Genomic DNA, 25,160 nt, shown 5'->3' with positions numbered 1-25,160 from the left:
AGGCCCTGCCGTTATGCCCCGACCACCGAGGGATCACCCGAACAGGAACCGTGTTCGACTGATCAAGCCTGCCGAGCGGTAAGCGGATGGCTTCTTAGCCCGCATCAAGGCCCGCAGCCTCCTCACCCTGGCGGCCTGGCCAGGCAATCAGCATCACGCGATCGACGTGCTTCATGCCCTCGTCGACAACGCCGTGCAGCACGCACTCGCTCCAGGCAAGCCCGACCAGAGCCTCAGCGCCTGCCTCAGCTTGACCGAGGCGCACGAGCTGCTCGTCGACGTCACAGACCCTCTCCCCCACTTCCCCGACTTCGACCAGGCCGTCACCGGTGATTGCGGACGCGGGCTCTGGGAGATCGCGCGCCAGGGCGTGGAACTCTCTTGGTTCCTCATCGGTTCGGGCTTCGACGCCAAGACCGTGCGCGCCGTCCTGCGTCCCGGGCTGGTGGAGCTGTGACCGCCCCGGCCAAGGCGCTGCCGCGCGGCGCCGACATAGTGCAGCACCTGGTCGAGACCGTCGGCGCAGCGAGTCGGCCGGCCGCCGACATGGCCGACCTCGCGGACATGATCCGCACCCTGCTGGCAGTCGAAGCTGGCCGCGACACCCGCGTACGCCTGGGCGGCCATCTCTTCGACGTCGTCATCACCAGCTCCGGCGTCCAGGCCCGCTGCGCCGTAGCTCTCATGGACGAGATCCAGGGCGGATGCGGGCCCGTGATCGATGACCCGGAGAGCGGCTGGTTCTACTGGCTCGTCCCGCCCGGCTCCTCTCGCTGCTGGCAGCCGCACACCCACGCCGTGTGCCTGGGCGCGCCCCACACGATCACCCTGCCCTCTCTGAACAGGACCGTTCCCCCGGGTCCGTACTGGTTCCGGCCATCGGCATGTGACCGGCTGGTGCCGACCGCGCCGCTCCGCGAAGCCCTGGCGCAGATCCGGCCCGAGCCGACCCCGCACGCCGCGCTCGCGGCCCGGCTCGGCATCGCCACCTGAGACTGCGTGCGCATCGACGCGGTAACAGTCGTCGACGCGCACGGGCACGCCCCTGCGGGCGGGGCGGATCCGACCCCGGCCGAAGACCCTCACTTTCGAATCGAGCACCCCATGACGAAGCTGCTCATCCTCATCGCCTGCGGTGCTGGCGGCGCTGTGCTCGTGTACGCCGTGCGGCACGCGCCCGGTCCGGCGCTCATGGCAGGCCTGCAGGCCGAGGACAGCCGCCGCTTCGCCGCATTGTGCAGGAGGGCGTCATGAGGCTGCGGCCCCGCCCCCGACCGACGTGTTCGTGGCCGCCTTCGCCGTGGCTGCCCCCTTTAACGCCTGTCCGGCGTCTGGTCGACAACGCTCCCGGCCGCCGGACAGAGCCAAAGCCCCCGGCACGGCAGTGGACTACCCGCGGTCTGAAGATGTTCGGCCAGAGCGTGGCAGGCGCCGGACGGGCGGAGGAGGCGAGTTCCCTCCACACCCTGGCTCTGGGGCAGTACAGCGGCCTGAGCGCGGTAGACGCGGAGTGTGTCCGTCGGCGGTTGGAGGCGGCCTGGTGATCAGGAACGCAGTGCTGGACCTGCCCGGGTTAAGCGACGGCGTGCAGCAGTTCGGGCACGCCTTCAGTCGTGCGGTAGGGGGTGAAGGCGGGGGTGAGATCGCGGACGAGCTGAACGCATCGCGGGGCCCCGATCCGTTCGGCCAGGTGGAGCGCTTCGAGGGCGTCGGCGGCTGCTGCTTCGGGTTCGCGACGGCTGAGATGGCCCTGCGCCCGGTACGCGAGGAAGATTCCGCGCGTTTTGTCGCGGCTGGCTGGCAGGAGCGCTTGGCCCTCGGCGATGAGGCGGTCCGCCTGCGCGGTGTCGCCGAGGTCGAGCAGGCAGCGGCCCGAGTCGACGGCGAGGTCGGCGGTCGACATCCAGGAGCACCAGGCGGGGGTGTCGTTTGCGTCCCCGGCGTTGAGCAGGCGTTCTGCCGCGTTCAGGGAGCGCAATGTGGTGCTGCGTTCGCCGAGCGCGGCTTGGGCGCGTGCCAGTCGCAGATGCAGCAGCGAGCTCGCGGCGGGGTGGGTGGTGCGGCTGAGGGCCTTGGTGAGGATGCCTGCGGCGGTAGTGGGGTCATCCCGCCAGGAGGCCTGATAGGCGAGGTCGCTGAGGAGGGCCGCGCCCATGTCCCGGTCGTTGCCGGCGTGAGCGTTGTGCAGCCCGGCGATCCAGTACCGGCTGGCGGCGCCGTGCTGGCCGTGGTCGAAGCGGATCCAGGCAACCGTCTGGGAGAGGCTGGCGGCGAGCTTGTGCAAGCGCGCTCCCACGGGGCGGGAATAGCGCTGCTCCTCGATCAGGTCGGTGACGCGGGCGAGGTGGGCGTCGTAGAGGGGCGCGATGTGCTGGCGCTGCTCGGTGGCCAGTGTGTTGAGGCGGGCGCTGGTCTCCTCCAGCAGGGATACGACGTCTTCGCCCACCGCGGCGCCCGGGCGGGAGGGGCTGGCGGCGAGGGCCGCGGGCTGGGTTCCGGCCCAGCTTCCTGCCAGGATGACGAGCGCGGATCCGGGGATGGCACTGAGGAGGGTTCGGCGGTCCATGGTGTGCAGGGCCTCTCGCAGAGCGGGCACGATGTTGGCGGGATCGAGCGGCACGACACCCTGGTCGACGCGGGGAAGCCAAGCAGGCCAGGCGGCAGGGTCGATGTCACTGGCCGGGATGCCCAGGACTTCCGCGATGTAGGTCTGGGAGACGGCGTCGGGCCGTACGCCGTTGACCTCCCACTTGCGCACCCGGGCCTTGTCGACGCCGGAGCGAAGGCCGCGGCGGCGAGCAGCGCCGTGCATCGCCTTGGCGAACTCCACACGGTTGAATCCGCGCGCGGTGCGGACCGCGGCCAGCGGGTGGGGTGTGCGCTCGTCCTCGTCCACGACGAAATCCAATCAGGCAGGCACGGCCTGAGCGTACCGCCGCAGGGGGGTGGGACTCCCGCGGGACTCCCGCCAACCTCTATGTCAGCAGGCACAGTTGGCCGACACTCGATCATCTCAGCGACCCCATCGGTCGCTGTGGCGCATCACCGCGCAGCGCACTGCCACACCCGCTCGATGTCCGACCGTCCGGGTGGCGGTGCACGATTCCCTGTTCCTGCTTCCGGTCCGTCGTGCTCGTACGAGCAGCGACCGGGACGGTCGACCGTTCGAGAGGAGATCGACGTGCAGTCTCCGTTGGATCGGGTGATCTCCGCGCCGCCCGCCCCGGACAGGCCCAGTGGGCCGACTTGGCTGGTGACTCCAGGTATCGCGCCCGCGCGTTTCCACACGGCAGTCGGCTCGGGCGCCGAGGTGGTGTTGCTCGACCTGGAGGACTCGGTGCTGGCCGGGTCCAAGGCCGATGCCCGGGCCGCCGTGCTGGCGTTCATCGATGCCCGGACGCGGAGATCCGGCGGGCCCCTGCTGGGCGTGCGGATCAACGCAGTGGACGGCGCCGAGGGCCTGCGGGACCTTGCCGCCATGGACGAGGGGACGCTGCGGCCGGACCTCGTCGTAGTGCCCAAAGTTGAATCGGGCCGCGAGATCGAGGCCGTCGTACAGGCCGTGCGCGGGGCGCAGGCGGCGCCGAAGGTCTGGGCGTTGATCGAGTCCCCGCGGGGAGTCGTCGCACTGCCCGGCATCGTGCACACCCCGGGCCTGGCGGGCGTGCTCTTCGGCGCCGCCGACTACGCGGCGGCGGCCGGGTGCCAGCTCACGTCCCGGGCGATGTGGTACCCGCGCGCTCAGCTCGTCACTGCGGCCGTCGCCGCCGGAATCCCGGCCGTGGACTCGCCCTTCTTCTCTCTCGATGACCAGGACGGGCTGCGCCGGGACGCCCTGGAGGCGGTCGAGCTGGGCTTCGCCGGCAAGGTCGCCGTCCACCCGCGCCAGCTGAGCGTCATCGCGCAGGCGTTCGCTCCGAGCCCGCGCGAGCTGGAGGCAGCTCGTGCGGTTCTCGACGCGGCCTCCTTGGCGGCACAGGCGGGCGGCGCCATCACCACGGCGGACGGCGTGATGGTGGGACCGCCGCTCATCGAGGCCGCCCTCGCCGTCGTCCGCCGAGCCGGCCACCGCCCCGCCGCCGTCACCACCTCTGTCACGAAAGCGAGCTGATGATGCAGAAGCAGCAGTCCTCGTCGTCCGTCCCGGCCGGTTTTCGCCAGGTGGAGGACGGCCGGATCCGCGAGGTTGTCGGCCTGGGCCTGGACGACCTCGTTCCCGGCCTGGTCATCGAGCACCGGCCGGCACGGACGGTGACCGAGGCGGAGCACGTGCAGGTCCTCGCCCTGATGGGCAACGAAGCGCCGGTCCACTCCGACATCGAGTACTGCCGCCGTACCGGCAACCCGCGGGTTCTGGTGTGCGGGATGCTCACCCTCAACATGGTGCTCGGGATGACGGTCCGCACCACCAGCGGCATGACTACCGGCAACCTCGCCCTGGATGAGGTCAGCTGGAAGAAGCCCGTCCATGTCGGCGACACCTTGTCCGCGCGCAGCACCGTCCTGTCAGCCCGCCGCTCGGGCAGCCGCCCCGACCAGGGCATCGTCACCTGCCGCGTCGACGGGTTCAACCAGCGCGGCGAGCTGGTCGTCACCGGCACCCGCACCTTCCTCGTCCCCGCCGACCCGGACGTCATCCGCGACGCCACCGGCTACTAGAAGAAGGGGAGCCGCCATGGACGCGGAGTTCACCGAGGCCGACGACGCCCAGTGGGAGGAGTACGACGCTCTGGCCCGCCGCGCCTACGGCCAGCCGGTGCCCGACATCACGCGCCTGGGCCCGCACGCGGACCGGCGGGTGGCAGTGCGCGGAGGCCGGGTCGTCGCCGGGGGCCTGGGCATGCTCGTGCCGCAGTGGTTCGGCGGCCGGCCGGTACCCGCCGCGAGCATGGGCTGCGGCTGCGTCGCCCCAGAGGAGCGCGGCGGCCGCCTCGCCGCTCGCCTCGCTCAGGAGAGGGTGCGCGCCTTGCAGGATCAGGGCGCGGTCCTCGCCACGCTTTGGACGGCCTCCAACGGCTACGTGCGGCGGCTGGGCTGGGAGGCCCCGGCACAGGTGTTCTCCTGGACGGTGCCGACCGTCGCCCTCATGCAGGCCACCGCCGACACGATGGAGATCACCCACGGCGACACCGCGCAGCTGGCGGAGCTGCCTGACCGGCTGGCCGGGCGGTGGAACGGCCCGTGGCAGCGCTCTGCGTGGTGGGGTGCCTGGCAGCAGGAGCGGCATCCGGACCTGGAGACCTACGCGTTCGCCGAGCACGGGCGGGAACCGAGCGGCGTCCTGATGGTGGCGACGCAGCGCACCCCGGGCGGCCGGCAGCTGGTCGTTCACGACTTCTGGGCCGCCGACGCGCCGACCGCCGACGCGATGCTCGCCTTCCTCGGGCGGCACCACGGCCGGATCCCCACCGTGATGTTCGAGCGCACCGGACTGCCGCCCGGCCCTCTGCTGCAGCAGCGCCTCGCGAGCGTCGGCACGGCAACGGCCAGAGCCTGGCACCCCTGGATGCTGCGCGTCCTCGACCCTGCCCGCGCCGTCGAGCTGCGCGGCTGGCCCCGTCACCTGGACGACGAGATCGTGCTCGACCTCGCCGACCCGGACGGCGCCGGCTCCAGCCGCCACACCCTGAGCATCAGCGCAGGCAGCGCCCGCCTCACCCCCGGCGGCGCGCAGCGCGGCCGTACCGCTGACGTCACCCTGACCATGGGGCAGTTCGCGCTCTGGTACGCCGGCGGCTACCGCAGCCCGGCCGCCGCCGCGATGGCGGGCCTGCGCGGGGAGAACCCTGTCCTCGCCCGCCTTCTGGCCACCACCGCCGACCGGGAGCCCTGGCTCGCCGACTACTTCTGACCCCCGCACCCCACCCGGCATCCGGCCGTTCCACCGGCAGGAACCGCCCGTCGCACTCGCGTGCACGGCCCCACCGAATCCGCTCCCTCCACGCCCGTTCGGAGACCTACCTTCATGACGACCTCCAAGCCCTTCCCTCCCGAGCTGCGCGAGTGGGTCGCCGGCCACCTGCCCGGCCTGGACGCGAACGAGGACCGTTCCTGGCCGCGCAGCACCTCCCTCGTGTGGTGCGTGAGCGCGGCTGGCCGGGACGCCTACGTGAAGATCAGCCCCAGCGACCTCGACTTCGAGCGTGAAGTCGCCGGATACGCCTTCACCGCGGCGCACCTGAGCGAGACGGAGGCGCCGCGGCTGCTGGCCTGCGACCCGGGCCTGCGCGCGATTCTCAGCACGCCGTTGCCCGGCCGCATCGTACGGGACCTGCCCCTGGAAGCCGGCATCGAGTTGCGCCTGTACGAGGCCGCCGGGCGGCTGCTGCGCCGCTGGCACGACGCGTCCGAGCCCGGCACGGCCGCGGACCGCGTCGCAGTGCGTTCCGACATGGAGGACAAGGCCCGTGAGGCCGCCGACTGCCTGGAGGATGTCGCGCCGTACCTGGCCGCCGGCCGGCTCGCTCTGGTCGAGGCCGCGTCGAAGGAGCTCCCCGGACTCGCCGAGCAACTGCCGCTGGTCTACCGGCATGGCGACTACGAGACCCGGAACTGGTTGTACGACGAGGCCACCGGTCGTCACGGTCTCATCGACTTCGCGATGGCCACGCACGGTGTCGCCGCGTCCGAGTTCGTGTGGCTGTGCGGCGCTGTCTGGTCCGTCCGCCCGGAGCTGCGCGAGGCCTACTTCACGGGCTACGGCCGGCCGCTGACGGCCGAGGAGGACCGCCTGCTACATCTGCTGACCGTCCGCCTCGGCGTGTCCTACCTGCGCAACGGCCTTTCCAAGAACCGCGACGAGCTCGTGGCGCGCGGCCACCTCGTCCTGGACCGGATGGCCGCCCGCCAGCCCTAGCCCGCACCGCGCGCGGGCCCGGCACGCGCCCGGGGCCGGGTCCGCACTCTCCTTTCCCCTATCCCGTAGCGATCCGGATCAGGAGGTGCCTGATGAATCTCGTCCCCGACCTGCCCGCCCCGGCCGTGTCCACCGTGTGGAGCGGCGTCCCGCAGCAGCTGCGCGCCGCCGTCGAGGCCGCTGCCGGACCGGTCCTCGACGCCGTCGAGGCCGCGGCGGGCAGGACCGCCCGGCTGCGCCTGTCCCTGGACGTTCCCGGGCGCCGGTTGTTCCTCAAGGCCACTCCGCTGTCCCACCGCCACGCGCCCACCCTGGACACCGAGGCACGCCTCGCACCCGCCGTCCGCGCGCTCGCGCCCAGGCTGCTGCACCACGGCACCGCCGGCGCCTGGCGGTGGCTGCTGTTCCAGCACGTCCCCGGCCGGGCCGCCGACCTGTCCCCGGGCTCGGCGGACCGTGACGCCGCCGCCCGCGCGCTGCGACGCCTCGTGACCCTGCCGGCCCCTGCCGCCGCCACACTTCGGGCCGAGGACCGCTGGGCGCACCTCGGCGCCGGCCTGGACCTCGGCCTGCTGGCCGGCGACCGGCTCGTGCACACCGATCTGAACGAAGGGAACATCCTCGTCCAGGGCGACGGCAGTGCCTGCCTGCTCGACTGGGCGTGGCCCGGGCGCGGCGCCGGGTGGCTCAGCGCTGGCTTCCTGCTCGCGCAACTGATCGACGCTGGCACCCCCGCAGCCGACGCCGAGGCGTGGGCCCGCCGGGCGCTGCCCGGCTGGGCCTCCTCGCCCACCGACGCGGCCGACACCTTCGTCACCGCGCTCACCCGGCGACGCGCCGAGCAGGCTGCCATCTGCCCTCCGGCCCGCCGCGCCGAGCGGGAGGGGCAGTTGCGCTCCGTAATGACCTGGCACCGCTTCCGCACCCGCACCTGAACCGCGCCCCCTCCTCCACCTCCTTCTCCTGCCACCATCGAACGGAGAACCATGTCCGACACCGCCACCTCCACCTGCGGCCCGGCGCCGGCCGAACCGGCGAGCGTGCAGGTGCCAATCGCCGCACTCGAGGACCTGATGGCCCGGACCTGCGCGGCCGCGGGCGTACCCGACAGCGCGGCCCGCCGGGTGGCCGACCACTTCCTGACCGGAGAACTGCGCGGCAAGCTCTCCCACGGGCTGGCGAAGTTCGCATTCGAATCCCGGTTCTTCCCCGAGCGGCAGGCCCCGCCCGAGATCGTCCGCGAGCGCGGAGCGTTCGCCGTCGTCCACGCGCACCGCGAGATCGGACCGCTCAGCGCCGAGTTCGCGACCACCGCCGCCATCGAACGAGCCCGCCGTCTCGGCGCCGGCCTGGTCGGGGTCATCAACACCCAGCGCTACGGCGTCCTGTCCACCTTCACCGAGTCCATCGCCGCACACGGCCTGGTCGGCATCGCCGCCAACACCTCCCGGACCGAAGCCGTCCCGGCCGGCGGCGCCACCCCCGTTCTCGGCGTCAACCCCCTCTCCTTCGCCCTGCCCACGCGCGGCGAGCCCTTGAGCGCGGACATGGGCACCACCCTCGCGCCGATGGGCGTGCTGTGGGAGCACCGCCGCTCGGGCCGGCCTCTGCCCGAGAAGTGCTTCGTCGACACCGAAGGCCGCACCACCCGCGACCCCCACGCCGCCTCCTCCGCGATCGTCTTCGGCGACCACCGCGGCCTGGCGTTCTCCCTGCTCATCCAGGCCCTGACCGGCTCCGTGTTCGGCTTTCCCATGGGCAGCGACGTCGACTCCACCTGGACCACCGGCTACGTCTTCATCGCCCTCGACCCCACCTTCGCCGCCCCCGACAAGGACGCGGCCGCCTCGAACACGCGCCTCGCGGACCAGCTGCGGGCCGCGGCGGCGGCCGACGGCAGCTGGCGCGTTCCCGGGGACCAGGGCCGCGCCCGCGAAGCCGCCGCCCGTACGAACGGCACCATCCCCGTTCCCGGCCCGCTCCTCGCCCGCCTGTCCGCCCGCGCGGCCGGCGACTTCACCTCCGACTGACTCCCAGGAGACCCCCTTGACCCGCTTGCAGTTCCACTGGTTCCTGCCGACCGGCAGCGACGGCCGCACCCTGACCACCGGGATGCGCGGGGTCCACGGGCCCGGCCACGACACGACCACGGCAGCCGGACCCGGCGCCGACCGTCACCGCGCCCCCGACCTGCTCTATATGACCCAGATCGCGCAGGCCGCCGAGCACATGGGCTTCGACGCGATCCTCACCCCCGCCGGCACGTTCAACGAAGACCCGTGGATTACCTGCGCCGCCCTCGCTCAGACCACCGAGCGCCTGAAGTTCCTGGTCGCGCAGCGCCCGGACTCGATATCCCCCACGCTCGCCGCGCAGATGGCCGCGACATTCCAGCGGCAGACCCGGGGCCGGCTGCTGCTAAACATCGTCACCGGCGGCGACGCGGCCGAGCAGGCCCGCTTCGGCGACCACCTCGACAAGGCCGCCCGCTACACGCGCACCGACGAGTGGCTGACCGTCCTGCGCAGCGCCTGGGCCCCCGAGCCGTTCGACTTCACCGGTGCGCACTACGACGTATGCGGAACCACCGTCTTCTCGCCTCCTGACCCGCTGCCCGGTGTGTACTTCGGCGGCTCCTCCGCCGAGGCCGCCCCGGTCGCCGCCCGGCACGCGGATGTCTACCTCACCTGGGGCGAACCGCCCGCCGACGTCGCCGCCAAACTGGACCGCATCCGCGCCCTGGCCGCCGACTCCGGGCGCAGGGCGCCGCGGTTCGGGATCCGGTTCCATGTCGTCGCCCGCGATACGAGCGAGCAGGCGTGGGCCGCCGCCGAGCGCCTGCTGACCGGGATCGACCCGGAGCACGTCGCACGGGTGCAGGCCACCCTGGCCGACAGCCAGTCCACCGGGCAGGCCCGGCAGAGCAGCCTGAACGCGGCCTTCCGGGACAGCGGCCGGACCTCCGATCTGGAGGTATGGCCGAACGTGTGGGCCGGGGTGGGGCTGCTGCGCGGCGGCGCGGGCACCGCGCTGGTCGGCTCGCACCGCGAGGTCGCCGACCGGATCACCGAGTACGCGGCGCTCGGCATCACGGAATTCATCCTGTCCGGGTTCCCCCACCTGGAAGAGGCGTACGAGGTCGGTGAGGGCGTCCTGCCGCTGCTCGGCGCCGGCATCGGAAGCGGGGCGGTGCGCCGGTGAGCAGTGCCGTGAACGTGCTGATCCTCGGGGTTGGCCCGCACACCCGCCTCAACCACCTGCCCGCGCTGGCCGTCGCGCAGGACGCGGACCTCGCGGGCACCGTCACCGGCGCCGACCTGCCCGACGCGGCTGCCACCGCAATCAAGTACGGCACGCCTGGCCGGCCGCGGCAGATGCCCGTCGTTCCCGTCCAGCCGTTCCCCGTCTCCCGGCGGTCCCTGCCCGACGAGGTTCGGCGCGTGCTGGAGGGCGTGGTGGAGCGGCAGCGGATCGGCGCGGTCGTTGTGGCGACCGAGCCGTCCGTGCACCTGCCCTACGCCCTGTGGGCGATGGAGCGGGGCCTGCCGGTGCTGCTCGACAAGCCGCTGACCGTGCATCCGGGCGCGTCCACCGACCCGGCGGCCGCGGCAACGATCGCCGACGACTTCGACACACTGCTGAATGCCTACCGGGCGGCGCGGCGGCACGATCCGCGGATGGTGGTCAGCGTATTGAGCCAGCGCCGCTGGCATCCTGCGTTCCGCCGGGTGCGGGAACTGATCGCCGAGGTCGCCGAGGTCACGAACTGTCCGGTCACCTCCGTCCAGTCCAGCCACGGCGACGGCCAGTGGCGGCTGCCGGACGAACTCGTCGGCCTCCGCTACCACGGCTTCGACCGCGGCTACGGCAAGGCCGCGCACTCCGGCTACCACCACTTCGACACCGTGCCGTGGTGGCTGGCCGCGGGCGAGCGCCCAGGCAAGGAGATCGACGAGATCGAAATCCACGCCGCGTGCACCAGGCCCTCCGACTTTCTCGCCCAGCTCACCCTCGCCGACCACGCCCGGCTGTTTCCCGGCTTCGCCGACCGCAACCCGTACACCGAGCGGGACCTGGACCAAGTGACCGCCGGCTTCGGCGAGGTCGACGTGTTCCTCAACGTCTCCTACCGCAGCCGCGGGCGGGTGATGGCGCTCGGCAGCCACAACCTCGCCCACACCACCTTCTCCCAGCGCAGCGCCCTTCACCCAGTGCCCGGCGACCTCTACAAGGGCAACGGCCGGATCGGGCAGGAAAACCACATCATCCAGCAAGGACCCTTCCAAGCCCTGCACCTGCACGTCCTGCAGACCCTCCACGGCGACGAGGACGGGGTCGACCGGCGGGCGGTGGGCGGCGCCGACCACATCGAACTCCAAGTCTTCCGCAACGACCGGCTGCGCCCCGACTGGCAAAGGCACCGCGCGCTCGGCTTCGCCGACCTCGTCCACGGCAGCGGCGACAACGCGGTGCTCCCAACCCAGCGCTCGGCACGCACCTGCGCCGTCACCGAGTTCCTCTCCTACCTCACTGGACACATACCCCGCACGGAGATGACCTCCGACCTGACCGACCACCGGCGCCCGGCACGCCTGATGGCCGGCGCCTACCTGTCGATGTCCCGGCGATGGGCCGATGCCGACCGCCCCGCCGCCCCGGTCGTGCTCGACTTCAGCCCGGCCGCAGCCCCGGCACCGGCCGCGCGCGCCCTCGCCGCCTTGGGAGCCATGCGATGACCAACTCGCTCGCCACCGACCTCACCGAGCCCGACCTGGGAACGGTCCTCGGCCCGCACCTGCACCAGGTCCTCGCCGCGTGCCGCCCGCACATCGGACGCCCCGCCACCGTCGAAGCCTGCACCGGCGGAAACGTCAGCCACGTCTTCCGCCTCCATGGCCAGGCGGGCACCGTCATCGTCAAGGTCCGCGGTCGCCGCTTCGCCCGGATCGCGCACATCGTCACCAACCCAGCGCTGATCAAGGTCGAGCACCGTGCCCTGGCGCTCCACCACGGCCTGTTGCCGGACCTCTTCCCGAAGGCCCTGGCGTTCCTGCCCGACGCGCACACCATGGTGATGACCGACGTCTTCCCCGACGGCCAAACCTGGCGCGAGCACCTCGACCAGCGCGCCGCCACCGTCGAGGAGTGCACACGCCTGGGCACCGCCCTGACCCGCATCCACCACGCCACGGCCGGCCTCCCGCCGCTGCGCGACGGCAACGGCGACGACCTCTTTCGTGTCGAGCACGCCTACGGCTACTGCCTACGCACTGGCAGCCACCTCGCCCTCGACGAGGCGTGCCACCGTCTGGACGCCCTGCCCGGCCAGCAACTGGTCCTCGGCGACGCCTGCCCGAAGAACCTCAACCTCGCGGCGGGCCGCATCGCGTTCGTCGACCTCGACAACGTGCACACGGGCGCGCCACTGTTCGATCTCGGCTACCTCCTCGCGCACGTGGTCCTGCACCACGCGGCCCGGCCCGAATGCCTGCACCCGCTCGCCGCCGCATTCCTCGACGCCTATACCCCTCCAGGCCCTGCCCGGAGCTGGCGTGGTGACGGCCTCCTCGCGACGGTGGCCGCCGGAGTGCTGCTGTACCGGCTGGAGGCCCGCACCGTTCCATACCCGGCGACCGCCCCTCCCGCCGCCTCCGACCGGCTGCGCCAAACCCTGCGCCGTCTGCTGGACGCTGGGCCATTCACCGTCCCCGACCTGCTGGACGCCGCCGGACCGGTGACGGCATGAACGTCCCCCTGGCCCCGCCCGGTGACCATCCGGACCTGGTCCCGCTCGCCGAACTGAGCGCCCGCGGCATCCACGCGCCCACCGTCCAGTCACTCGCCCGCGACCAGAGCCCGTTCGCCCGCCCCACCCCGGCCTGGACCCGCCACCTCGCACCGGGCGTCGTCCTCACCGCCCGCCCGATCGACCTCAGCGACGGCTGCCTCACCAACGCCTACACCCTCACCATCGACCTAGACCACGCCCTGTGTCAGCCCGTCTCCTCCGCGCGCGGCTTCCACCTGCGCCGCCTCGTCACCGGCCCCGTCGTCGCCGCGGTCTCCGGGGCCTTCGCCTACATCTCCGACGACCCCGACTACCAGCCCGCCGAACCCTGCCTCGACCTCGCTGTCCGCGACCACCACGCCGCCAGCCTGCCCACCGTCACCAAACCCGCCCTCCTCATCCACCACGGCCGCCCGGTCGTACGCACCCTGGCCGCCACCGGCACCCTCACCGTCGCCAGCCACCCGCACACCTGGACCGGCTCCAAGCAACCGCCTCCGCACCCGGCCCCGCCCGGCCACCTCACCGTGTACGGCGCGGCGAACTGCCGCATCCGCTACCACGACAACCCCCGCACGGGCTTTCGCCGCGACGTCGACCCGGCCGCCAACACCACGCCGCGCGATCCTGCTGTCCTCGACTGCACCGTCGTTCTCACCCCCGCCGGAGCGCAGATCACCGCCGTGCACCCCGGCGGCGGCGCCGATCAGTTCGCCGGCGCCTACGTCCTGCGCAGCCACCGGCCCTGGCCCGATCACCTCGTCCCCGGCGCACACGTCGACGTCACGGCCATCGACGCCTTCGCCACCGCGGACGTCGGCAGCGCCCTGTCCCTGGGGCCGTCCGCCGCCGATGCCGACGCCGGACTGACCGCCGCCTGGGACCAGAGCCTCGGCACGAGTCCTTTCCGTCCCCACGCCCGCTACGCCCGCACCCTGCTCGCCCTCGACAGCCGCCGTCTAACCCTGACCGTCCTGGACGGTGCACCGCTCGCACCCACGTTCCAGGGCGTCACTGCCCAGGAGACCGCCGAGCTGTGCAAGCGGGCCGGCCGCGACCCGGCGGCGGTGTTCCACCTCGACGGCGGCCAGACCTCCAAGATCGCCTTCCGGCACGGACGCCAACCAGTAGACGCCGTCGGCAGCCTTCACTACCTGCGCTGGCCCCGGCACGAGCACGAGCCCTTCCACTGGCAGGGCCTCGACGGCCGCCGTCTGCACAGCGCTCTGCAGATCACCCGCAACGAGGAGTCCCGTTGACCACTCCCCGGTCCGTCCTGGTCGTCGTCGCCCATCCCGACGACGCCGAGCTCGCCATGGGCATGCGCATCCGCGATCACGTCCTCGTCGGCGACCGTGTCCGTGTCCACTGCCTGAGCGCCGGGCGCGCTGACAAGGGCGACGGCGCTGCGCGCCGCGACGAGTGCCTGGCGGCCGCGAAGATCCTCGGCATCGGCGGCTACACCTTCTCCCCCATCCCCGACACCCGGTTCACCGACCACCGCGGCGCCATCAACGCGGCCCTATTCGACGCCTTCGCCATCGAGCGCCCCGACGTCGTCTACACCCACTACCCCAACGACCAGCACCTCGACCACGCCGTCACCGGCGAGGAGGCCAGCACCGTCGCGATGCGCGAGGCCGCCGACCTGATTCACTTCCGCTCCCCGTACAGCCGCAACTTCGAGCCGAACCTCTACTTCGTCGGTACCCCCAATCTCTTAGCAGCCAAGCAGGCAGCACTGGCCTGCTTCGCCTCACAGCAGCAGCTCGACATGGAGGTCTTTAGTGGCCTGACCGCGCTGGCCTACCGGCAGCACGTTCACCACCGCGTCGTCGAGCGCTTCCCCGACGGCGCCCACGGTGCCGAAATGTTCCGCACCGCCCGTCAGATCATCCATGCCTCTGGCAGGCCGCCGCCCGCCTGTAGACGCAGCACTGACCGCCCCTCCAGCACCCGTCCACTGCTCGATCAGGGAGGCACACCGAATGAGCACTCTCACGTACATCGGCAATGGAATCCCTTCCCGCCCTCCGGGAAGCTTGCTTCCGCGCGAGCTTCGACGCCGCGCTGGCGCAGCTGATCCGCGCCCTCGACAACGGAATCTGGCGCCTGCTCGGCGGCGTCGTCGCCCGCGTCCGGACGTAGCGCGGCGAATCGCCGACACCATCCCCGCTCTGCCGCTAGCGTCGATTCCCTCCCCTGCACCTTCTCCCCCCAAGGAACATGAGCGGCGAACCGGCAACACCCGTCATCGACACCCATGTCATCGTCCGCGACGGCGACAAGATCCTGTTCTCCCAGCGGGGCGGGCCCTACGGCTACGGCCGGTGGCACATGCCCTCGGGCAAGCTCGACCGCGGCGAGCCGCTGCCCACCGGCGCGGCCCGCGAGCTGTTCGAGGAGACGGGGATCACCGTCGATCCCGATGACCTGCAGCTCGTTCAGGTCGTCCACCACCGCCAGGACGACGACATCGAGCGGATCGGCTTCTTCTTCGAAGCCCTCACGTGGGAAGGGGAGCCCGTCAACAAACAACCGGACAAGTGCCTGGCCCTGACCTGGTTCACCGCGCACGACCTTCCGGGGGACATCATCGAGTACCCCGACGCCGGCCTGCTCGGCTACCTCGACAAGGGCGGCCCGCTGACGGTGCACAACTGGAAGTAGCGGCCCCGCAGCGACATTCAGAACCGCGCGGCAGTTGACGTAACGGATTCGTCCACTGCCGCGACACCCGCGCTGACCACGGCCCTGGAGCGGACCCGGAATCACCATCACCGGTCCGGTCGGCGGTGCGCCGCCCCGCTCCTGGTCCCGGTGCGGTCCGCCTCAAACCGGTAACGGGTCCTCATCCTGCGCCTGCGCCTGCGCCACCGAGACCGGACTGGCGTGGGCGCGGGCTCGGCGACCGGTTCATGGCCCTGGCCAAGCAGCAGAAGCCCAACGGCCTGTCGCTGTGGTCCTTCCAGGTCAACGAACCGGCCCAGCGCTTCTACCAGCGGCACGGCTTCGTCGAGGTCGAGCGCACCGACGGGTGGCGCAACGACGAGCGGGGAGCCGACGTCCGCTACGCCTGGCAGCCACAACCGTAGCTCAGCCGGCTGAAGACGAAGGCGGTCACCCCCTTACTCCGGCATGACTCCCCGCGCAAGGCCCCGCAGCGCAGCGCGGAAAGCACCGACTGCCATGCCGGATATACCGATTGGCCGCGACACGTGTGATCGCGTGGTGGCGGGCCGGTGAACCGGCTGACGTAGGCAGGTCGAGGCGGTTACCCAGCATTCACGGCTGCCGCGACCGCAGCGGCAGCCCACGCGAGCAGCAACTCGACAGCTGCACCCTCCCCTGACTCAGGGCCGGGCCGTGGGCGGCTCCTCGGTTGGGCCGACCACGTCAGCATGGGTGAGCTGCTGGCGCAGGTCCAGATAGCAGCGCAGCCGAACACCGGGCTGACCGGCGTCCCGCGTGGTCTGCTCCGCTGTCGCCGTCGCCCATCGGTCGGCCAGCATCTGCTGGAAGGCAAGCGCAGTGGCGTCGTCGGCGGCCGCGACGTCGACGACGACCAAGCCCGGCTCGCTCACGTGCATCTCGTTGATCGGGTCCATGTAGGGAACTACGCCCCGACGGCCCGGTGAAGTTCCGCCGCTGCAGTGGCTTCACACGACCGAGCGGCGGGCCCTTAAATCCTGTCGCCACCCAGGCCGAGCGGACCGGATCCGCTGACCTCACATGGTCGGGTTCATGGGCCTAGTCAGCAAGGGGTGCGGAGCCCGTCGATGGTCCCCGTCAACTGCCAACACTTCCCTTGCCTTGGTTGCTGTCGACATTTCCTTCGAACTTCGATCGCCAATTCGTTACTTTTCGGATGAGGCCCAGAGGTGAGAGGCCGAGCAGAGCATTAGTCTGACTCAGCCCGCCCTGGTGGCGACCGCCGCCACACCTCCCAGGGGAGTCGAGCGCGAGCGGATGCACCAAGGACAGGGGTGTCTGCAGACGAGGGAGCACGGCGGGGGGGGATGAGTGCGCCGGAGCACTCCCCTTGGATTTTCACGCGACGGCGCACGGTGCATCAGGGGGAATCTCTCTCAGCAGCGATCATTCCCATTCAGGAAGCGTGCACTTTCGAAAAAATGGGGGCCCGCATAAGCGAAAGCTGTCTTTCAGCTGCTGGTTTCGCACGCGGATGCGGCTGCTTACCCGTTACTGACTCACTCTGATAGCCGAACGAATCGGCAGCGCGCTAGGGTCACGCCGAAGGTGGGCCCCGGTTCAAGGCTAGGCACCAACAGACCAGGGCCCCTCCGCATTTTGACCAGCCGTCAATTCGTAAGGAGAGAAATGATGACTGCTCCCAATGGCGTCCGGGGCACTGTGGTGTCCGGGCCGCTTCCGGACGGTAGCAATGCCCGGGGGCCTTACGCACGCCTGCGTGCCTTCGCTGTCACGGTCAGCCTGGCCCCGCCCGTCGTGCTGGCTTTGTCCTTCGTTCTGCCGTCGGCCGGTGAGTGGCCCGCTGCCGCATGTGTGGCCTTCGCCGGTGTCGCGGCCGCAGCAGCACGCACATCGCGGATCGACCTGCTGTGGGTGCGGATTGACTGACCGATGAGCCAGGGGGGCGGCGGGGCGTTCCCGTCGCCCCTGGCTGTCTCAACGGCGGGGCGCAGATGGAGTGCTGCTTGCCTGGGCAAGCAGCAGAAAGGACGGCACACGTGGCGACTGGAACGCTGCAGACGTGCGTGGCATGCGGGGGGCCGATCGTGCAGAACTCGGGCGCGGGCCGGCGCCGCAGGTACTGCAACACGGCCTGCCGGCGGCGGGCTCAGCGAGCCCGGCAGGCCCGGCAGACCCGGCGGACTTCGCGCGTGGACCAGCAGGGGCCCCTGGGTGGGACGGTGGCGGCCGAGGTGTATCGGCTGGCACAGCAGCTGATGGAAAGCGAGATGCGTGAGGAGGAACTGAGTTCGCTGCTGGAGCGGGCCGAATCGATCCGGCGAGAGCTGGAAATCTATACCGCTGCTGCGGTACAGGATGCCCGGCACCGCGGTGAGAAATGGGAATCGGTGGCCCGGGCCGCGCATATCGCACCGGAGACGGCACGTGCGCGCTGGGGCCCCGAGCGGGTGGCTCGCATGATGGATCTGCATGCCAACGAAAAACGGGCTGCTCCCGCCCGGTGGCGCGGGCCCGGACCGGGCCGGCTGGCCGATGCGGCGGAGGGCGCAGCCGCCGTTTCGGGGACCGAGGGTGTCTCCCCTGGAGGGCAGTTGGCATCGGCTCTGGCGCAGCTGCAGGTGGCCAGCGGGCTGACCATCCGGGAGGTTGCCGATTCCACCATGCTGTCGCCGTCGTTCATCTCCCGCGTCCTGTCGGGTGATCGTCTGCCGACGTGGGACCTGGTGTGTGCGCTGACCGTGCTTTTTGGTTCGGATCCGGCGGAGCTACGGGTGCTGTTCGAGGCAGCGCACGGCCTGACGACGCAAGGACGGCAACCGGTCGCGGCCGCGATCGCGCAGTTGCATGCGGCAGTTCGCGGACTGCATCTGGCAGCGAAGTCACCGTCGCCGGAGCGGATCGCAGACATGAGTTCGGGTGCGGTGAAGGCCGCAACGGCCCGGCGTGTGCTGGCGGGCGTCGATGTGCCGGAATGGGAGGTGCTGGCTGCCCTTGTCTGTGCGCTGGGGGGCCGCCCCGTGGACTTCCAGCCGTTGTGGGAAGCGGTGCACTACACCTTCTTGATGTGTGACGACCCCCGCTCGCCGGAGGGCACCGCGCACATCGCCGTGCCGGGCCAGGGCCGGTGACCGGGCGCCGTCAGCCGCCAGTTGCCTGGGAGGCCAGGCATGCTGCCGTAATGGCTCGGCAGCCGATGCCCCTACCGACAGGAGGGCCTCGGGCCAGGCGGGCAACGCTGGCTTCCTATGCTGCGTTCCGGGAGCGTCACTACAAGCCGTATCTGGAGTACGCGGTACTGCGGATCGGCCGAGCCGGGGCGGCGGAGAGCGCGGTGACAGCGGCGTTCACCGAGGTGGCCGTGTCCTGGGCTGCGATGTTGGGCACCTCCTGGCCGGCCGCTGTCGCCTGGAGGATCCTTCACGATCACATCGATCACGCCCTGGGGCTGCATGCCGGTGCGCCCTCAGGCAGACAGACGGCGCTAGCGCTGCAGCACGATGCGCGCGTGCTCCGCCAGCAGCTGCACTTGAGCAACGACCGTATCGCGGAGGTGCTGGGCATACCGCCCGGCTTGGTGCCGGGACTGCTGCCGCACTCCTCGGAGGAATGATTTTCCGCCCAGTACGGGGCCCTGCCGCAACCATTCCACTACACTCTGTTAACCCAGTGCGCGCTGCTGCGGCGTGCCGGGCGGGAGGGGATGCGCGTGAGCTTGCCGTATGGGGTGGACGTCACGATTCCCAGTGTGGCCCGCATGTACGACAGCCTGTTGGGCGGGCGGGACAACTACCCTGCGGACCGTGCCGCGTGCACGGAACTGCTCAAGCACGTGCCAAGCATGCGTGAACTGGCGTTGAACAACCGGCAGTTCCTGCGTCGCGTGGTGCGTGTGCTGGCGGCCGAGTACGGCATACGGCAGTTCATCGACTACGGCTCCGGGCTGCCGACCCAGGACAACGTCCATGAGATCGCCCAACGCGTGGACCCAGCCAGCCGGGTCGTCTACATCGACAACGACCCCATCGTCCGTGCCATCGGTGGCGTGCTGCTGGAGAGCAACGTGAACACGGCCGTCCTCCATGCGGACCTGCGGGACACCGACGAAATCTTCTCCAGCGAGCCGGTACGTCGGCTGATCGATCTCACACAGCCGGTGGCAGCGCTGTTCGTATCGGTGTTGCACTGCATCCCGGACAGCTCCGAGCCGGCCCGGCTGGTCGCCCGGGTCGCCGACCGGCTGCCAGCCGGCAGCATGATGGTGGTGTGCCAGCTGGTCAGCGACTCATCCCACGTACGCGACTCCGTCACCGCCTTCATGGGCGAGCAGACCCAAGGCCACTGGGGCCGAGTGCGGGAGAAGAAGGATGTGGCCGACTTCTGCGCCCCGCTGGACTTGGTCGAGCCGGGCCTGGTGGAAGTCTCCACCTGGCGGCCCGGGCAGGACGATGTGGAACCCCAGTCCAGCTGGGAGTGGGAGGAATTCGGCGGCGTCGGCACTGTCAGGCACTGATACGGGCAGTTCAGGGATGCCCGGTCACCGCCAGGCAGCAAGGGCCGCTTGAAGCAGCGAGGGGGTCTGCTCGGCCGGGCATGCCACACCGCACAGGTTGTTTAGCACGGCCTGATAGCGCTCGGACTCCGACGGCTTCTCCCGGTAGACGGCGCCCTCGTACTGCTCGAGGTAAAGCAGGTCCGGCAGATACTCCGGCGTGAAGAACCGCAGGTGGACAATGGGGTGTCCAATGGCCCCCGCAGCGCCCACCGACAACGGGGCAATCTGAAGGCGCAGGCTGTAGCGCAGTTCCTCCAGCAAGGCGAGCAGATGCTTGATCTGCCGGTACATCACGCCAGGCGTACCGACCTGGCGGCGGAAGACCTCTGAATCCATCACGGCCAGCAGCACGGGGGGCGCTTCGGTGCGGCGCAGCATCTCAATGCGCTGCATGCGCAGGCGGACGCACTCTGCGATCTCCCTGGCAGGTCTGGTCGGGTGCGCGGCCCGGATCACGATCTCGGCGTATTCCTCGGTCTGCAGCCAGCCTGGCACCAGTTGGGGCTCGTAGGAGATGATGCGGCGGGCGGCTGGTTCCATGGCCAGCAGCGGGCGCAGTGTGTGCGGCGCGGCGCCGGCATACGGCTGCCACGCCTCCGGTTGCGCTGCCTCGTGGACCAGGGCCTGGATTCTTGACCGCTCCTGCGGGTCCCGCACGCCGTAGACGTCCAGCAGCCGCTCCACTTCCGCCTCTTTGAGCGCGGCCAGGCCGTTTTCGATACGGCTGATCGTCGACTCAGAGGCGCCGATGCATCGGGCCGCCTGACGGGTTCCGATCCCGGCGTGGTCGCGGCAGCGCCGCAAGTGCCCGGCGAGGGCCTTGCGATGAGCGGCGGCTCCCCACTCCGGGCGGTGCGGAAATCCGAGAATCGACGGCGCCTTCCGCACGGCTGCCATACAAGCTCTCCTATCGGGCTGTTGAGGAGGCCGAGTATGGCAGCCACCACGGGACCGTGTCAGGAAGTGGCCATACCCTTACCGTCGGCTACGAGAACGTGAAATCGAACTCGCCGTCCTTCACGCCGCCGAAGAAGGCGGCAATCTCCTCACGCGTGTAGATGAGAGCAGGCCCGCAGGGATACCGGGAGTTGCGCACCGCAACGTCACCGCCCGGCAGAGCAGCAATCTCCACGCAGTTACCGCTCCCGCTGCGGTGGCTCTTGCGCCACGCCGCACCCTCAATCTCGCCCGCCCCCATACCGTTTTCCACCCGTTGCATGCTCACCACGCCTCTCTGAACCATTTAGACCTGGCCCGTCCGCAACATGCGGCGAACCGACCTGTGTGCGAATACGCGGGCTCTGCAATTGCAGCCCCGTGCTTGCAAGAACGAGGAACGGACAGGAATAGTGACGGTCAAGTCGGCACGCCGTGCCCCCGGGCACGGCACCAGTCCGGGGGACGAACGATGACGCCACGTCACGACGAAGCATTCCTGCCACCGTTCGCCGCCGCCACGCCCGGCGGCCGAAGACAGCAGCCCCTCTTCCTCGGTGAGCCTCTGGCCTCCACAGCAAACCTGGCCGTCCGCAGCGGCCTGGGCAGCACCCAGTTCACCGCCCGCCGCATCCCAGCCAGCACCAACTGCTGCTTCGTTGCACGGCAGTTCACACGCCAGGCCGTACAGCGATGGGGCCTGCACAGCATCGGCGACGACGCCGTCCAGATCGCCTCCGAACTCGTCGCCAACGCCGTCCGCCACGGCCAGACCCACACAGCCCCTTCTGACGACGACCAAAATGCTGTGTGGCTGGCGTTAGCCCTACGACCTCAGACTCTGCTGTGTGTGGTACGCGATCCCAGCAGACGCCGCCCACGACTCGCTCCTCCTCCCCCACTAGCCGAACGCCACCGCGGGCTACCCATCGTCGACGCCCTCAGCAACACCTGGGGCTGGACCACCCACACCCAGACACGCGGCAAAACCGTGTGGGCGCGCGTCACCCTGCCCGCCGCCTAGAAGCCCCCGAACAGTCTGCCTTCCGACACCCCGCCGACCGCATTGCGTCGGCTCATCCTGATTGCTGGCAGGAACGCACACGGCGCGGGACCACCGACGTCCTCAGGAGGACCGCTGTCCGATGTCCTCGGCCGTGCCGGCCTCTGCGCCCGACACGCTAAAGAGCCGGGCAGTTGCCCCGGCTCTCCACCGGCCTGTGCCCTGCATCAGCACGGCACGCGCCAGGTTGGACCCGCCCCGGGCTGTTCGTCCCTGGGCCCCGTGGAGCGTCACGCTGCAGAGCCGATGGCGTACACCTCAATGCCCCCCGCATGAGCCGTGAAGGCCAGCCACGACCGGGACCCGAACGCAACCGCCCCGTCCCACCCACCAGGTGCCGGCCATGACTCCCGCCCTACCAGGACGGCAGCCATCACCTCCATCACCTCCATGCGACCATCGCCGGGCAACCCGGCCAGCGCCTCTTCCGCCCGAAGGGCCAGATCCACCTCGTACATCGCGCACCTCTGCCCGCTGATCGTCAGGAGCAGCACCGTACGGCCTGGAGTGGGCGATCGTGCGACCTGTGGATATCCTCCCGCCGCCACACGACACCCACGCCCCTATGCCCGGCCGTGGGAGGCTCACCTTCTCGTCACGGACGGGCGCGGCGGAGGGTGCGGACGGCTGTCGGAGGGCTTGTCAGCGGGGATGCCGGACTGGTCCACGGAGGTGTTGTCGCTTCGTGACCGTGGTCGGGCCTTTGTGGCCGGTGGTCTGGTCGGGGCCGGCTGCTGCTGTGACCGGTACGCGCGGTGCCAGGCAGGACGGCATCGCACCGGAGGGAAGTGGGCGGATCCGTGATGACCGGCCAGGGCGCGGGCAGCGGTGACCGGCTGGCGCTGGGCGTGCTGGCGCAGTTCCAAATGGCCACCACCGAGCAGAGGCACCGGGTCATCGCCCCCGAGGTGCGCATCACGAACTCACTTATACGAAGGCGCCAGCGCCCGGTGGCGCAAGAAGCGGGCGCGGGTTGCGCCTCATCAACGAGCAGTTGAACGTTCCTTCGGTGAACTGCCTCGTCCCAACGGGTGATTACCTCGACGGAGACCTCTACGCCCAGGTCCGCTTGCCGGTACCCAGGGCTACGTGATCAGGAAGCTGCTGCGCGGGTTGGTCCCGCTCGTTCTTGCCCTCACCCCGCTCACCGCACCCGCTCCCGTCCAGGCGGCACAGCCGATGCTGCTGCCGGACGCCCTCACCAAAGTCCATAGCGCCTCGGAGAGCCGGGACGGCTACGTGCGCACCAAGTTCAAGCACTGGAACGCCGGCGAGGACCGTGCGGACGGCTGCAACACCCGCCAGGAGGTCTTGCTCAGTGAGGCCGTCGAAGCACCCGAAGTCGGAGCAGGCTGCACCATCACCGGCGGCCGCTGGCATTCCTATTACGACGGCCAGCAGGTGACCTCTGCCAGTGCCCTCGACATCGACCACCTCGTGCCACTGGCCGAAGCATGGGACTCCGGCGCCTCCGCCTGGCGTGCCGGCCGGCGCGAAGCCTACGCCAACGACCAGACCGTCGCCGTCTCCCTGGTGGCGGTCACCGCGCGCAGCAACCGCGCGAAAGCCGACAAGGACCCAGCACAATGGCTCCCGCCGGCCGCGGAGCAGCACTGCCGCTACGTCTCGGAGTGGGTGGGCACCAAACTCCGCTGGAACCTGACAGCCGACCCCGCCGAACTCGAGGCACTGAAAGTGTTCGCCGACGGACCATGCGAAGAGACAGTCGTTGTGGTCGCACCCGCTCCTTGACCAAAGCCACCGAGGGCTCTCGGCGGCCGTTCTCCTGAGCTGCGACACTCTGCGCGTGAGCTATCCCGCGACAGACCAGCTGTCCTCCGCCGAACGCGCCTTCATGATCAACGCCACCGAGATCGACATCCTCCCCGGTGTTTGGGGTGACCTCGACGAGCCGCTGGTCTCAGAGCCCGCCTCGGCTCTCGTCCCGATCCTCCTCCCCCTCGTCGACAGAGGATGGATCGAAGTGTGCCGGGTCGTTCCCTGGACAGCGCCGGATGGCACTCTCGGAGAGCAGCCCGGGCCCCCTATCCCGAAGCAGGACCTTCCCACTGTCCTGGCGAACGCCGAGAACTGGGAGTACCCGCCATCCGGCCCGTGGCTGGGGTGCCTCACACTGACCCTCACCGAAGCGGGACAGAGCATTCCCCGCTGACACTCAGTTTCAACAGCACCCCTCCGCGCTCTGCAAGATCCTCCGCGACTGCCGCTTCAAAGGCGAAGGCGTTCACCATGCCTGCTCGGCATCGCCCGCTTACACAGTTGAACCGTTCCGGGTTCGGTGGAGACTCGATTCCATGAAAGGATCAAGTCATGGCACGCCCTTCCTCCTACCCCGCTGAGCTGCGTAAACGTGCGGTTCGTATGGTCGCCGAAGTCCGTGAGGACTATCCGAACGAGTCGGCTGCGCTGCGGGCGGTCGCGCAGAAACTTGGCATCGGCTCCGCCGAGACGCTGCGGAACTGGGTTAGGCGGGACGAGATTGACTTCGGGCAGCGTCCGAGGACGACCACGGAGGAGTCCGCGGCGATGAAGGAGCTGAAGAAGGAGAACGTGGACGCTGACCCGGCAACATCAGTCGGGGAACTGGAGGAACGCCATTTGCACGCGCAGCAGATGGGTGTCGGGTGAGGTTTCTTCGTAGCGGTCCATGACCTTCTGGTATCGGCCGGCCTCGAAGTCCTCGCAGGCCTGCCCATGCTCATCCAGGCCGCAGGCCAGGGCGAGTTTCGCGCCTTCGCGCAGGGCTTCCTTCTTCGTGGCGTACACCCACACGTCCAACCGGCCGCTGCCGCTGTAGCCGCGGTGCGCCAGCGTCCAGACCGCGGGAGCCCGTGTGGTCTCCACCCGCCCGTCTGGCTTGTAGAGGCGAGAGGCGACCTGCTGCCTGACGAACCCCGAGTAATCAGCCACTCCGGCACGGTACCGCCGACACCATCACGGCACGGGGATACCCCAGGAAGTTGCCCAGCACGGGTGGTTCCCCGGTCAGTCCTGGCTACGGAATGCGAGAGCTCGGCTGCGGACTCGGCAGTGCTCCTAGTTACGGCGCGTGAACCCCCATATGAATGTGCATCATCTCGGTCTCCCACCGAGCGTCACAACGAGCGCCGATTACCCATAACTCAAGTACAAGTCACCAACTGTCGACGATCAAATTTTTCGGCTCTGTCGGAAATCTTGTGATGTCACAGGGCTGAGCTGGGCAGTCTCCGGGTGTGCGGTTCAGGGGTGTTGGGGCGGTTGTTGCCGCATCTGTCCGGTATTGTCA

General features: G+C 70.3%; 26 protein-coding genes and 1 pseudogene. 22 read left to right on the top strand and 5 right to left on the bottom strand.

Going from position 1 to position 25,160, the window contains the following annotated elements; all coding sequences use genetic code 11:
• The first annotated feature begins 166 nt into the window (after positions 1–166).
• From ACFYW5_RS36325 to ACFYW5_RS36315, 3 genes are all read left to right on the top strand, one after another.
• Positions 167–457, top strand: coding sequence for a hypothetical protein (locus tag ACFYW5_RS36325; RefSeq protein ID WP_389421420.1), 291 nt, complete (start codon positions 167–169; stop codon positions 455–457).
• The gene (locus ACFYW5_RS36320) at positions 454–993 is read left to right on the top strand and encodes a hypothetical protein (protein ID WP_389421419.1); all 540 of its coding nucleotides are present in this window, start codon (positions 454–456) and stop codon (positions 991–993) included. The genes ACFYW5_RS36325 and ACFYW5_RS36320 overlap by 4 nt, the downstream gene beginning before the upstream one ends.
• Positions 994–1,104: 111 nt before the next feature.
• Positions 1,105–1,254: a hypothetical protein gene (locus ACFYW5_RS36315; RefSeq protein WP_389421418.1), complete on the top strand. Its 150-nt coding sequence runs from the start codon at positions 1,105–1,107 to the stop codon at positions 1,252–1,254.
• Between the two features lie 319 nt (positions 1,255–1,573).
• Here ACFYW5_RS36315 and ACFYW5_RS36310 read toward each other — a convergent pair whose 3' ends face one another.
• Entirely contained in the window at positions 1,574–2,896 is a 1,323-nt protein-coding gene (locus tag ACFYW5_RS36310) for an XRE family transcriptional regulator (RefSeq protein WP_389421417.1), read from the bottom strand.
• Positions 2,897–3,253: 357 nt separating this feature from the next.
• Between ACFYW5_RS36310 and ACFYW5_RS36305 the strand changes: the two genes are divergently transcribed.
• The 13 genes and pseudogenes from ACFYW5_RS36305 to ACFYW5_RS36245 all read left to right on the top strand — a co-directional run.
• On the top strand, positions 3,254–4,111 hold the full coding sequence (locus ACFYW5_RS36305) for an HpcH/HpaI aldolase/citrate lyase family protein (protein ID WP_389421416.1): 858 nt from the start codon (positions 3,254–3,256) through the stop codon (positions 4,109–4,111).
• On the top strand, positions 4,111–4,659 hold the full coding sequence (locus tag ACFYW5_RS36300) for a MaoC family dehydratase (RefSeq protein ID WP_389421415.1): 549 nt from the start codon (positions 4,111–4,113) through the stop codon (positions 4,657–4,659). The genes ACFYW5_RS36305 and ACFYW5_RS36300 overlap by 1 nt, the downstream gene beginning before the upstream one ends.
• Before the next feature lie 16 nt (positions 4,660–4,675).
• On the top strand, positions 4,676–5,851 hold the full coding sequence (eis, locus tag ACFYW5_RS36295; protein WP_389421414.1) for an enhanced intracellular survival protein Eis: 1,176 nt from the start codon (positions 4,676–4,678) through the stop codon (positions 5,849–5,851).
• 114 nt (positions 5,852–5,965) lie between these two features.
• Positions 5,966–6,856, top strand: coding sequence for an aminoglycoside phosphotransferase family protein (locus ACFYW5_RS36290; RefSeq protein ID WP_389421413.1), 891 nt, complete (start codon positions 5,966–5,968; stop codon positions 6,854–6,856).
• A gap of 92 nt (positions 6,857–6,948) precedes the next feature.
• Positions 6,949–7,791 (top strand): hypothetical protein, encoded by an 843-nt coding sequence (locus ACFYW5_RS36285; protein WP_389421412.1) that lies wholly within the window; start codon positions 6,949–6,951, stop codon positions 7,789–7,791.
• 51 nt (positions 7,792–7,842) lie between these two features.
• Complete coding sequence (locus ACFYW5_RS36280; protein ID WP_389421411.1) at positions 7,843–8,886, top strand: Ldh family oxidoreductase; 1,044 nt, start codon at positions 7,843–7,845, stop codon at positions 8,884–8,886.
• A gap of 82 nt (positions 8,887–8,968) precedes the next feature.
• Entirely contained in the window at positions 8,969–10,057 is a 1,089-nt protein-coding gene (locus tag ACFYW5_RS36275) for an LLM class flavin-dependent oxidoreductase (protein ID WP_389421423.1), read from the top strand.
• A complete protein-coding gene (locus ACFYW5_RS36270; protein ID WP_389421410.1) occupies positions 10,054–11,592 on the top strand; it encodes a Gfo/Idh/MocA family protein in 1,539 nt (512 codons plus the stop codon). Before ACFYW5_RS36275 ends, ACFYW5_RS36270 begins: the two co-directional genes overlap by 4 nt.
• Positions 11,589–12,602, top strand: a complete 1,014-nt coding sequence (locus tag ACFYW5_RS36265) for a phosphotransferase family protein (RefSeq protein WP_389421409.1) — start codon at positions 11,589–11,591, stop codon at positions 12,600–12,602. Before ACFYW5_RS36270 ends, ACFYW5_RS36265 begins: the two co-directional genes overlap by 4 nt.
• Positions 12,599–13,903: a hypothetical protein gene (locus ACFYW5_RS36260; protein WP_389421408.1), complete on the top strand. Its 1,305-nt coding sequence runs from the start codon at positions 12,599–12,601 to the stop codon at positions 13,901–13,903. The genes ACFYW5_RS36265 and ACFYW5_RS36260 overlap by 4 nt, the downstream gene beginning before the upstream one ends.
• Positions 13,900–14,727 (top strand): PIG-L family deacetylase, encoded by an 828-nt coding sequence (locus tag ACFYW5_RS36255; RefSeq protein WP_389421407.1) that lies wholly within the window; start codon positions 13,900–13,902, stop codon positions 14,725–14,727. Before ACFYW5_RS36260 ends, ACFYW5_RS36255 begins: the two co-directional genes overlap by 4 nt.
• 143 nt (positions 14,728–14,870) lie before the next feature.
• Entirely contained in the window at positions 14,871–15,314 is a 444-nt protein-coding gene (locus ACFYW5_RS36250; protein WP_389421406.1) for an NUDIX domain-containing protein, read from the top strand.
• Between the two features lie 212 nt (positions 15,315–15,526).
• Positions 15,527–15,739, top strand: a pseudogene (locus ACFYW5_RS36245) (GNAT family N-acetyltransferase); the annotation flags it as partial.
• Positions 15,740–15,997: 258 nt separating this feature from the next.
• On the opposite strand, the gene ACFYW5_RS36240 reads toward ACFYW5_RS36245, so the two are convergent.
• Complete coding sequence (locus ACFYW5_RS36240) at positions 15,998–16,234, bottom strand: DUF6207 family protein (RefSeq protein WP_389421422.1); 237 nt, start codon at positions 16,232–16,234, stop codon at positions 15,998–16,000.
• 1,305 nt (positions 16,235–17,539) lie between these two features.
• On the opposite strand from ACFYW5_RS36240, the gene ACFYW5_RS36235 reads away from it, so the two are divergent.
• Both ACFYW5_RS36235 and ACFYW5_RS36230 read left to right on the top strand, forming a co-directional pair.
• The gene (locus tag ACFYW5_RS36235) at positions 17,540–18,448 is read left to right on the top strand and encodes a helix-turn-helix domain-containing protein (protein ID WP_389421405.1); all 909 of its coding nucleotides are present in this window, start codon (positions 17,540–17,542) and stop codon (positions 18,446–18,448) included.
• Positions 18,449–19,020: 572 nt separating this feature from the next.
• On the top strand, positions 19,021–19,830 hold the full coding sequence (locus ACFYW5_RS36230) for an SAM-dependent methyltransferase (protein WP_389421404.1): 810 nt from the start codon (positions 19,021–19,023) through the stop codon (positions 19,828–19,830).
• Positions 19,831–19,854: 24 nt separating this feature from the next.
• On the opposite strand, the gene ACFYW5_RS36225 is transcribed toward ACFYW5_RS36230, so the two are convergent.
• Both ACFYW5_RS36225 and ACFYW5_RS36220 read right to left on the bottom strand, forming a co-directional pair.
• Positions 19,855–20,769 carry a helix-turn-helix domain-containing protein gene (locus ACFYW5_RS36225; RefSeq protein WP_389421403.1) on the bottom strand — a complete coding sequence of 305 codons (915 nt, stop codon included), beginning with the start codon at positions 20,767–20,769 and terminating at the stop codon, positions 19,855–19,857.
• A gap of 88 nt (positions 20,770–20,857) precedes the next feature.
• Positions 20,858–21,091, bottom strand: a complete 234-nt coding sequence (locus tag ACFYW5_RS36220; RefSeq protein ID WP_389421421.1) for a DUF397 domain-containing protein — start codon at positions 21,089–21,091, stop codon at positions 20,858–20,860.
• 189 nt (positions 21,092–21,280) lie between these two features.
• Here ACFYW5_RS36220 and ACFYW5_RS36215 point away from each other — a divergent pair, with 189 nt between their 5' ends.
• The 4 genes from ACFYW5_RS36215 to ACFYW5_RS36200 all read left to right on the top strand — a co-directional run bounded on the left by ACFYW5_RS36215 (position 21,281) and on the right by ACFYW5_RS36200 (position 24,520).
• Entirely contained in the window at positions 21,281–21,832 is a 552-nt protein-coding gene (locus ACFYW5_RS36215) for an ATP-binding protein (protein WP_389421402.1), read from the top strand.
• Between the two features lie 1,128 nt (positions 21,833–22,960).
• A complete protein-coding gene (locus ACFYW5_RS36210) occupies positions 22,961–23,623 on the top strand; it encodes an HNH endonuclease family protein (RefSeq protein WP_389421401.1) in 663 nt (220 codons plus the stop codon).
• A gap of 55 nt (positions 23,624–23,678) precedes the next feature.
• Entirely contained in the window at positions 23,679–24,044 is a 366-nt protein-coding gene (locus ACFYW5_RS36205) for a hypothetical protein (RefSeq protein WP_389421400.1), read from the top strand.
• Between the two features lie 158 nt (positions 24,045–24,202).
• Positions 24,203–24,520, top strand: coding sequence for a transposase (locus tag ACFYW5_RS36200; RefSeq protein WP_389421399.1), 318 nt, complete (start codon positions 24,203–24,205; stop codon positions 24,518–24,520).
• On the opposite strand, the gene ACFYW5_RS36195 is transcribed toward ACFYW5_RS36200, so the two are convergent.
• On the bottom strand, positions 24,464–24,802 hold the full coding sequence (locus ACFYW5_RS36195) for a hypothetical protein (protein ID WP_389421398.1): 339 nt from the start codon (positions 24,800–24,802) through the stop codon (positions 24,464–24,466). The genes ACFYW5_RS36200 and ACFYW5_RS36195 overlap by 57 nt on opposite strands.
• Positions 24,803–25,160: the final 358 nt, after the last annotated feature.

Source organism: Streptomyces sp. NPDC002779 (assembly GCF_042888685.1).
Classification (GTDB): Bacteria; Actinomycetota; Actinomycetes; order Streptomycetales; family Streptomycetaceae; genus Streptomyces.
This window is presented reverse-complemented; position numbering and strand designations above follow the sequence as displayed.

What these genes read in the sequence shown, in the direction of transcription:
- ACFYW5_RS36315 (WP_389421418.1), top strand. Translation starts at nt 1,105, where the DNA reads ATGACGAAGCTGCTCATCCTCATCGCCTGCGGTGCTGGCGGCGCTGTG.
- ACFYW5_RS36300 (WP_389421415.1), top strand. Translation starts at nt 4,111, where the DNA reads ATGATGCAGAAGCAGCAGTCCTCGTCGTCCGTCCCGGCCGGTTTTCGC.
- eis (WP_389421414.1), top strand. Translation starts at nt 4,676, where the DNA reads ATGGACGCGGAGTTCACCGAGGCCGACGACGCCCAGTGGGAGGAGTAC.
- ACFYW5_RS36290 (WP_389421413.1), top strand. Translation starts at nt 5,966, where the DNA reads ATGACGACCTCCAAGCCCTTCCCTCCCGAGCTGCGCGAGTGGGTCGCC.
- ACFYW5_RS36285 (WP_389421412.1), top strand. Translation starts at nt 6,949, where the DNA reads ATGAATCTCGTCCCCGACCTGCCCGCCCCGGCCGTGTCCACCGTGTGG.
- ACFYW5_RS36280 (WP_389421411.1), top strand. Translation starts at nt 7,843, where the DNA reads ATGTCCGACACCGCCACCTCCACCTGCGGCCCGGCGCCGGCCGAACCG.
- ACFYW5_RS36275 (WP_389421423.1), top strand. Translation starts at nt 8,969, where the DNA reads ATGCGCGGGGTCCACGGGCCCGGCCACGACACGACCACGGCAGCCGGA.
- ACFYW5_RS36265 (WP_389421409.1), top strand. Translation starts at nt 11,589, where the DNA reads ATGACCAACTCGCTCGCCACCGACCTCACCGAGCCCGACCTGGGAACG.
- ACFYW5_RS36260 (WP_389421408.1), top strand. Translation starts at nt 12,599, where the DNA reads ATGAACGTCCCCCTGGCCCCGCCCGGTGACCATCCGGACCTGGTCCCG.
- ACFYW5_RS36250 (WP_389421406.1), top strand. Translation starts at nt 14,871, where the DNA reads ATGAGCGGCGAACCGGCAACACCCGTCATCGACACCCATGTCATCGTC.
- ACFYW5_RS36240 (WP_389421422.1), bottom strand. Translation starts at nt 16,234, where the DNA reads ATGCACGTGAGCGAGCCGGGCTTGGTCGTCGTCGACGTCGCGGCCGCC.
- ACFYW5_RS36230 (WP_389421404.1), top strand. Translation starts at nt 19,021, where the DNA reads ATGCGCGTGAGCTTGCCGTATGGGGTGGACGTCACGATTCCCAGTGTG.
- ACFYW5_RS36225 (WP_389421403.1), bottom strand. Translation starts at nt 20,769, where the DNA reads ATGGCAGCCGTGCGGAAGGCGCCGTCGATTCTCGGATTTCCGCACCGC.
- ACFYW5_RS36220 (WP_389421421.1), bottom strand. Translation starts at nt 21,091, where the DNA reads ATGCAACGGGTGGAAAACGGTATGGGGGCGGGCGAGATTGAGGGTGCG.
- ACFYW5_RS36215 (WP_389421402.1), top strand. Translation starts at nt 21,281, where the DNA reads ATGACGCCACGTCACGACGAAGCATTCCTGCCACCGTTCGCCGCCGCC.
- ACFYW5_RS36200 (WP_389421399.1), top strand. Translation starts at nt 24,203, where the DNA reads ATGGCACGCCCTTCCTCCTACCCCGCTGAGCTGCGTAAACGTGCGGTT.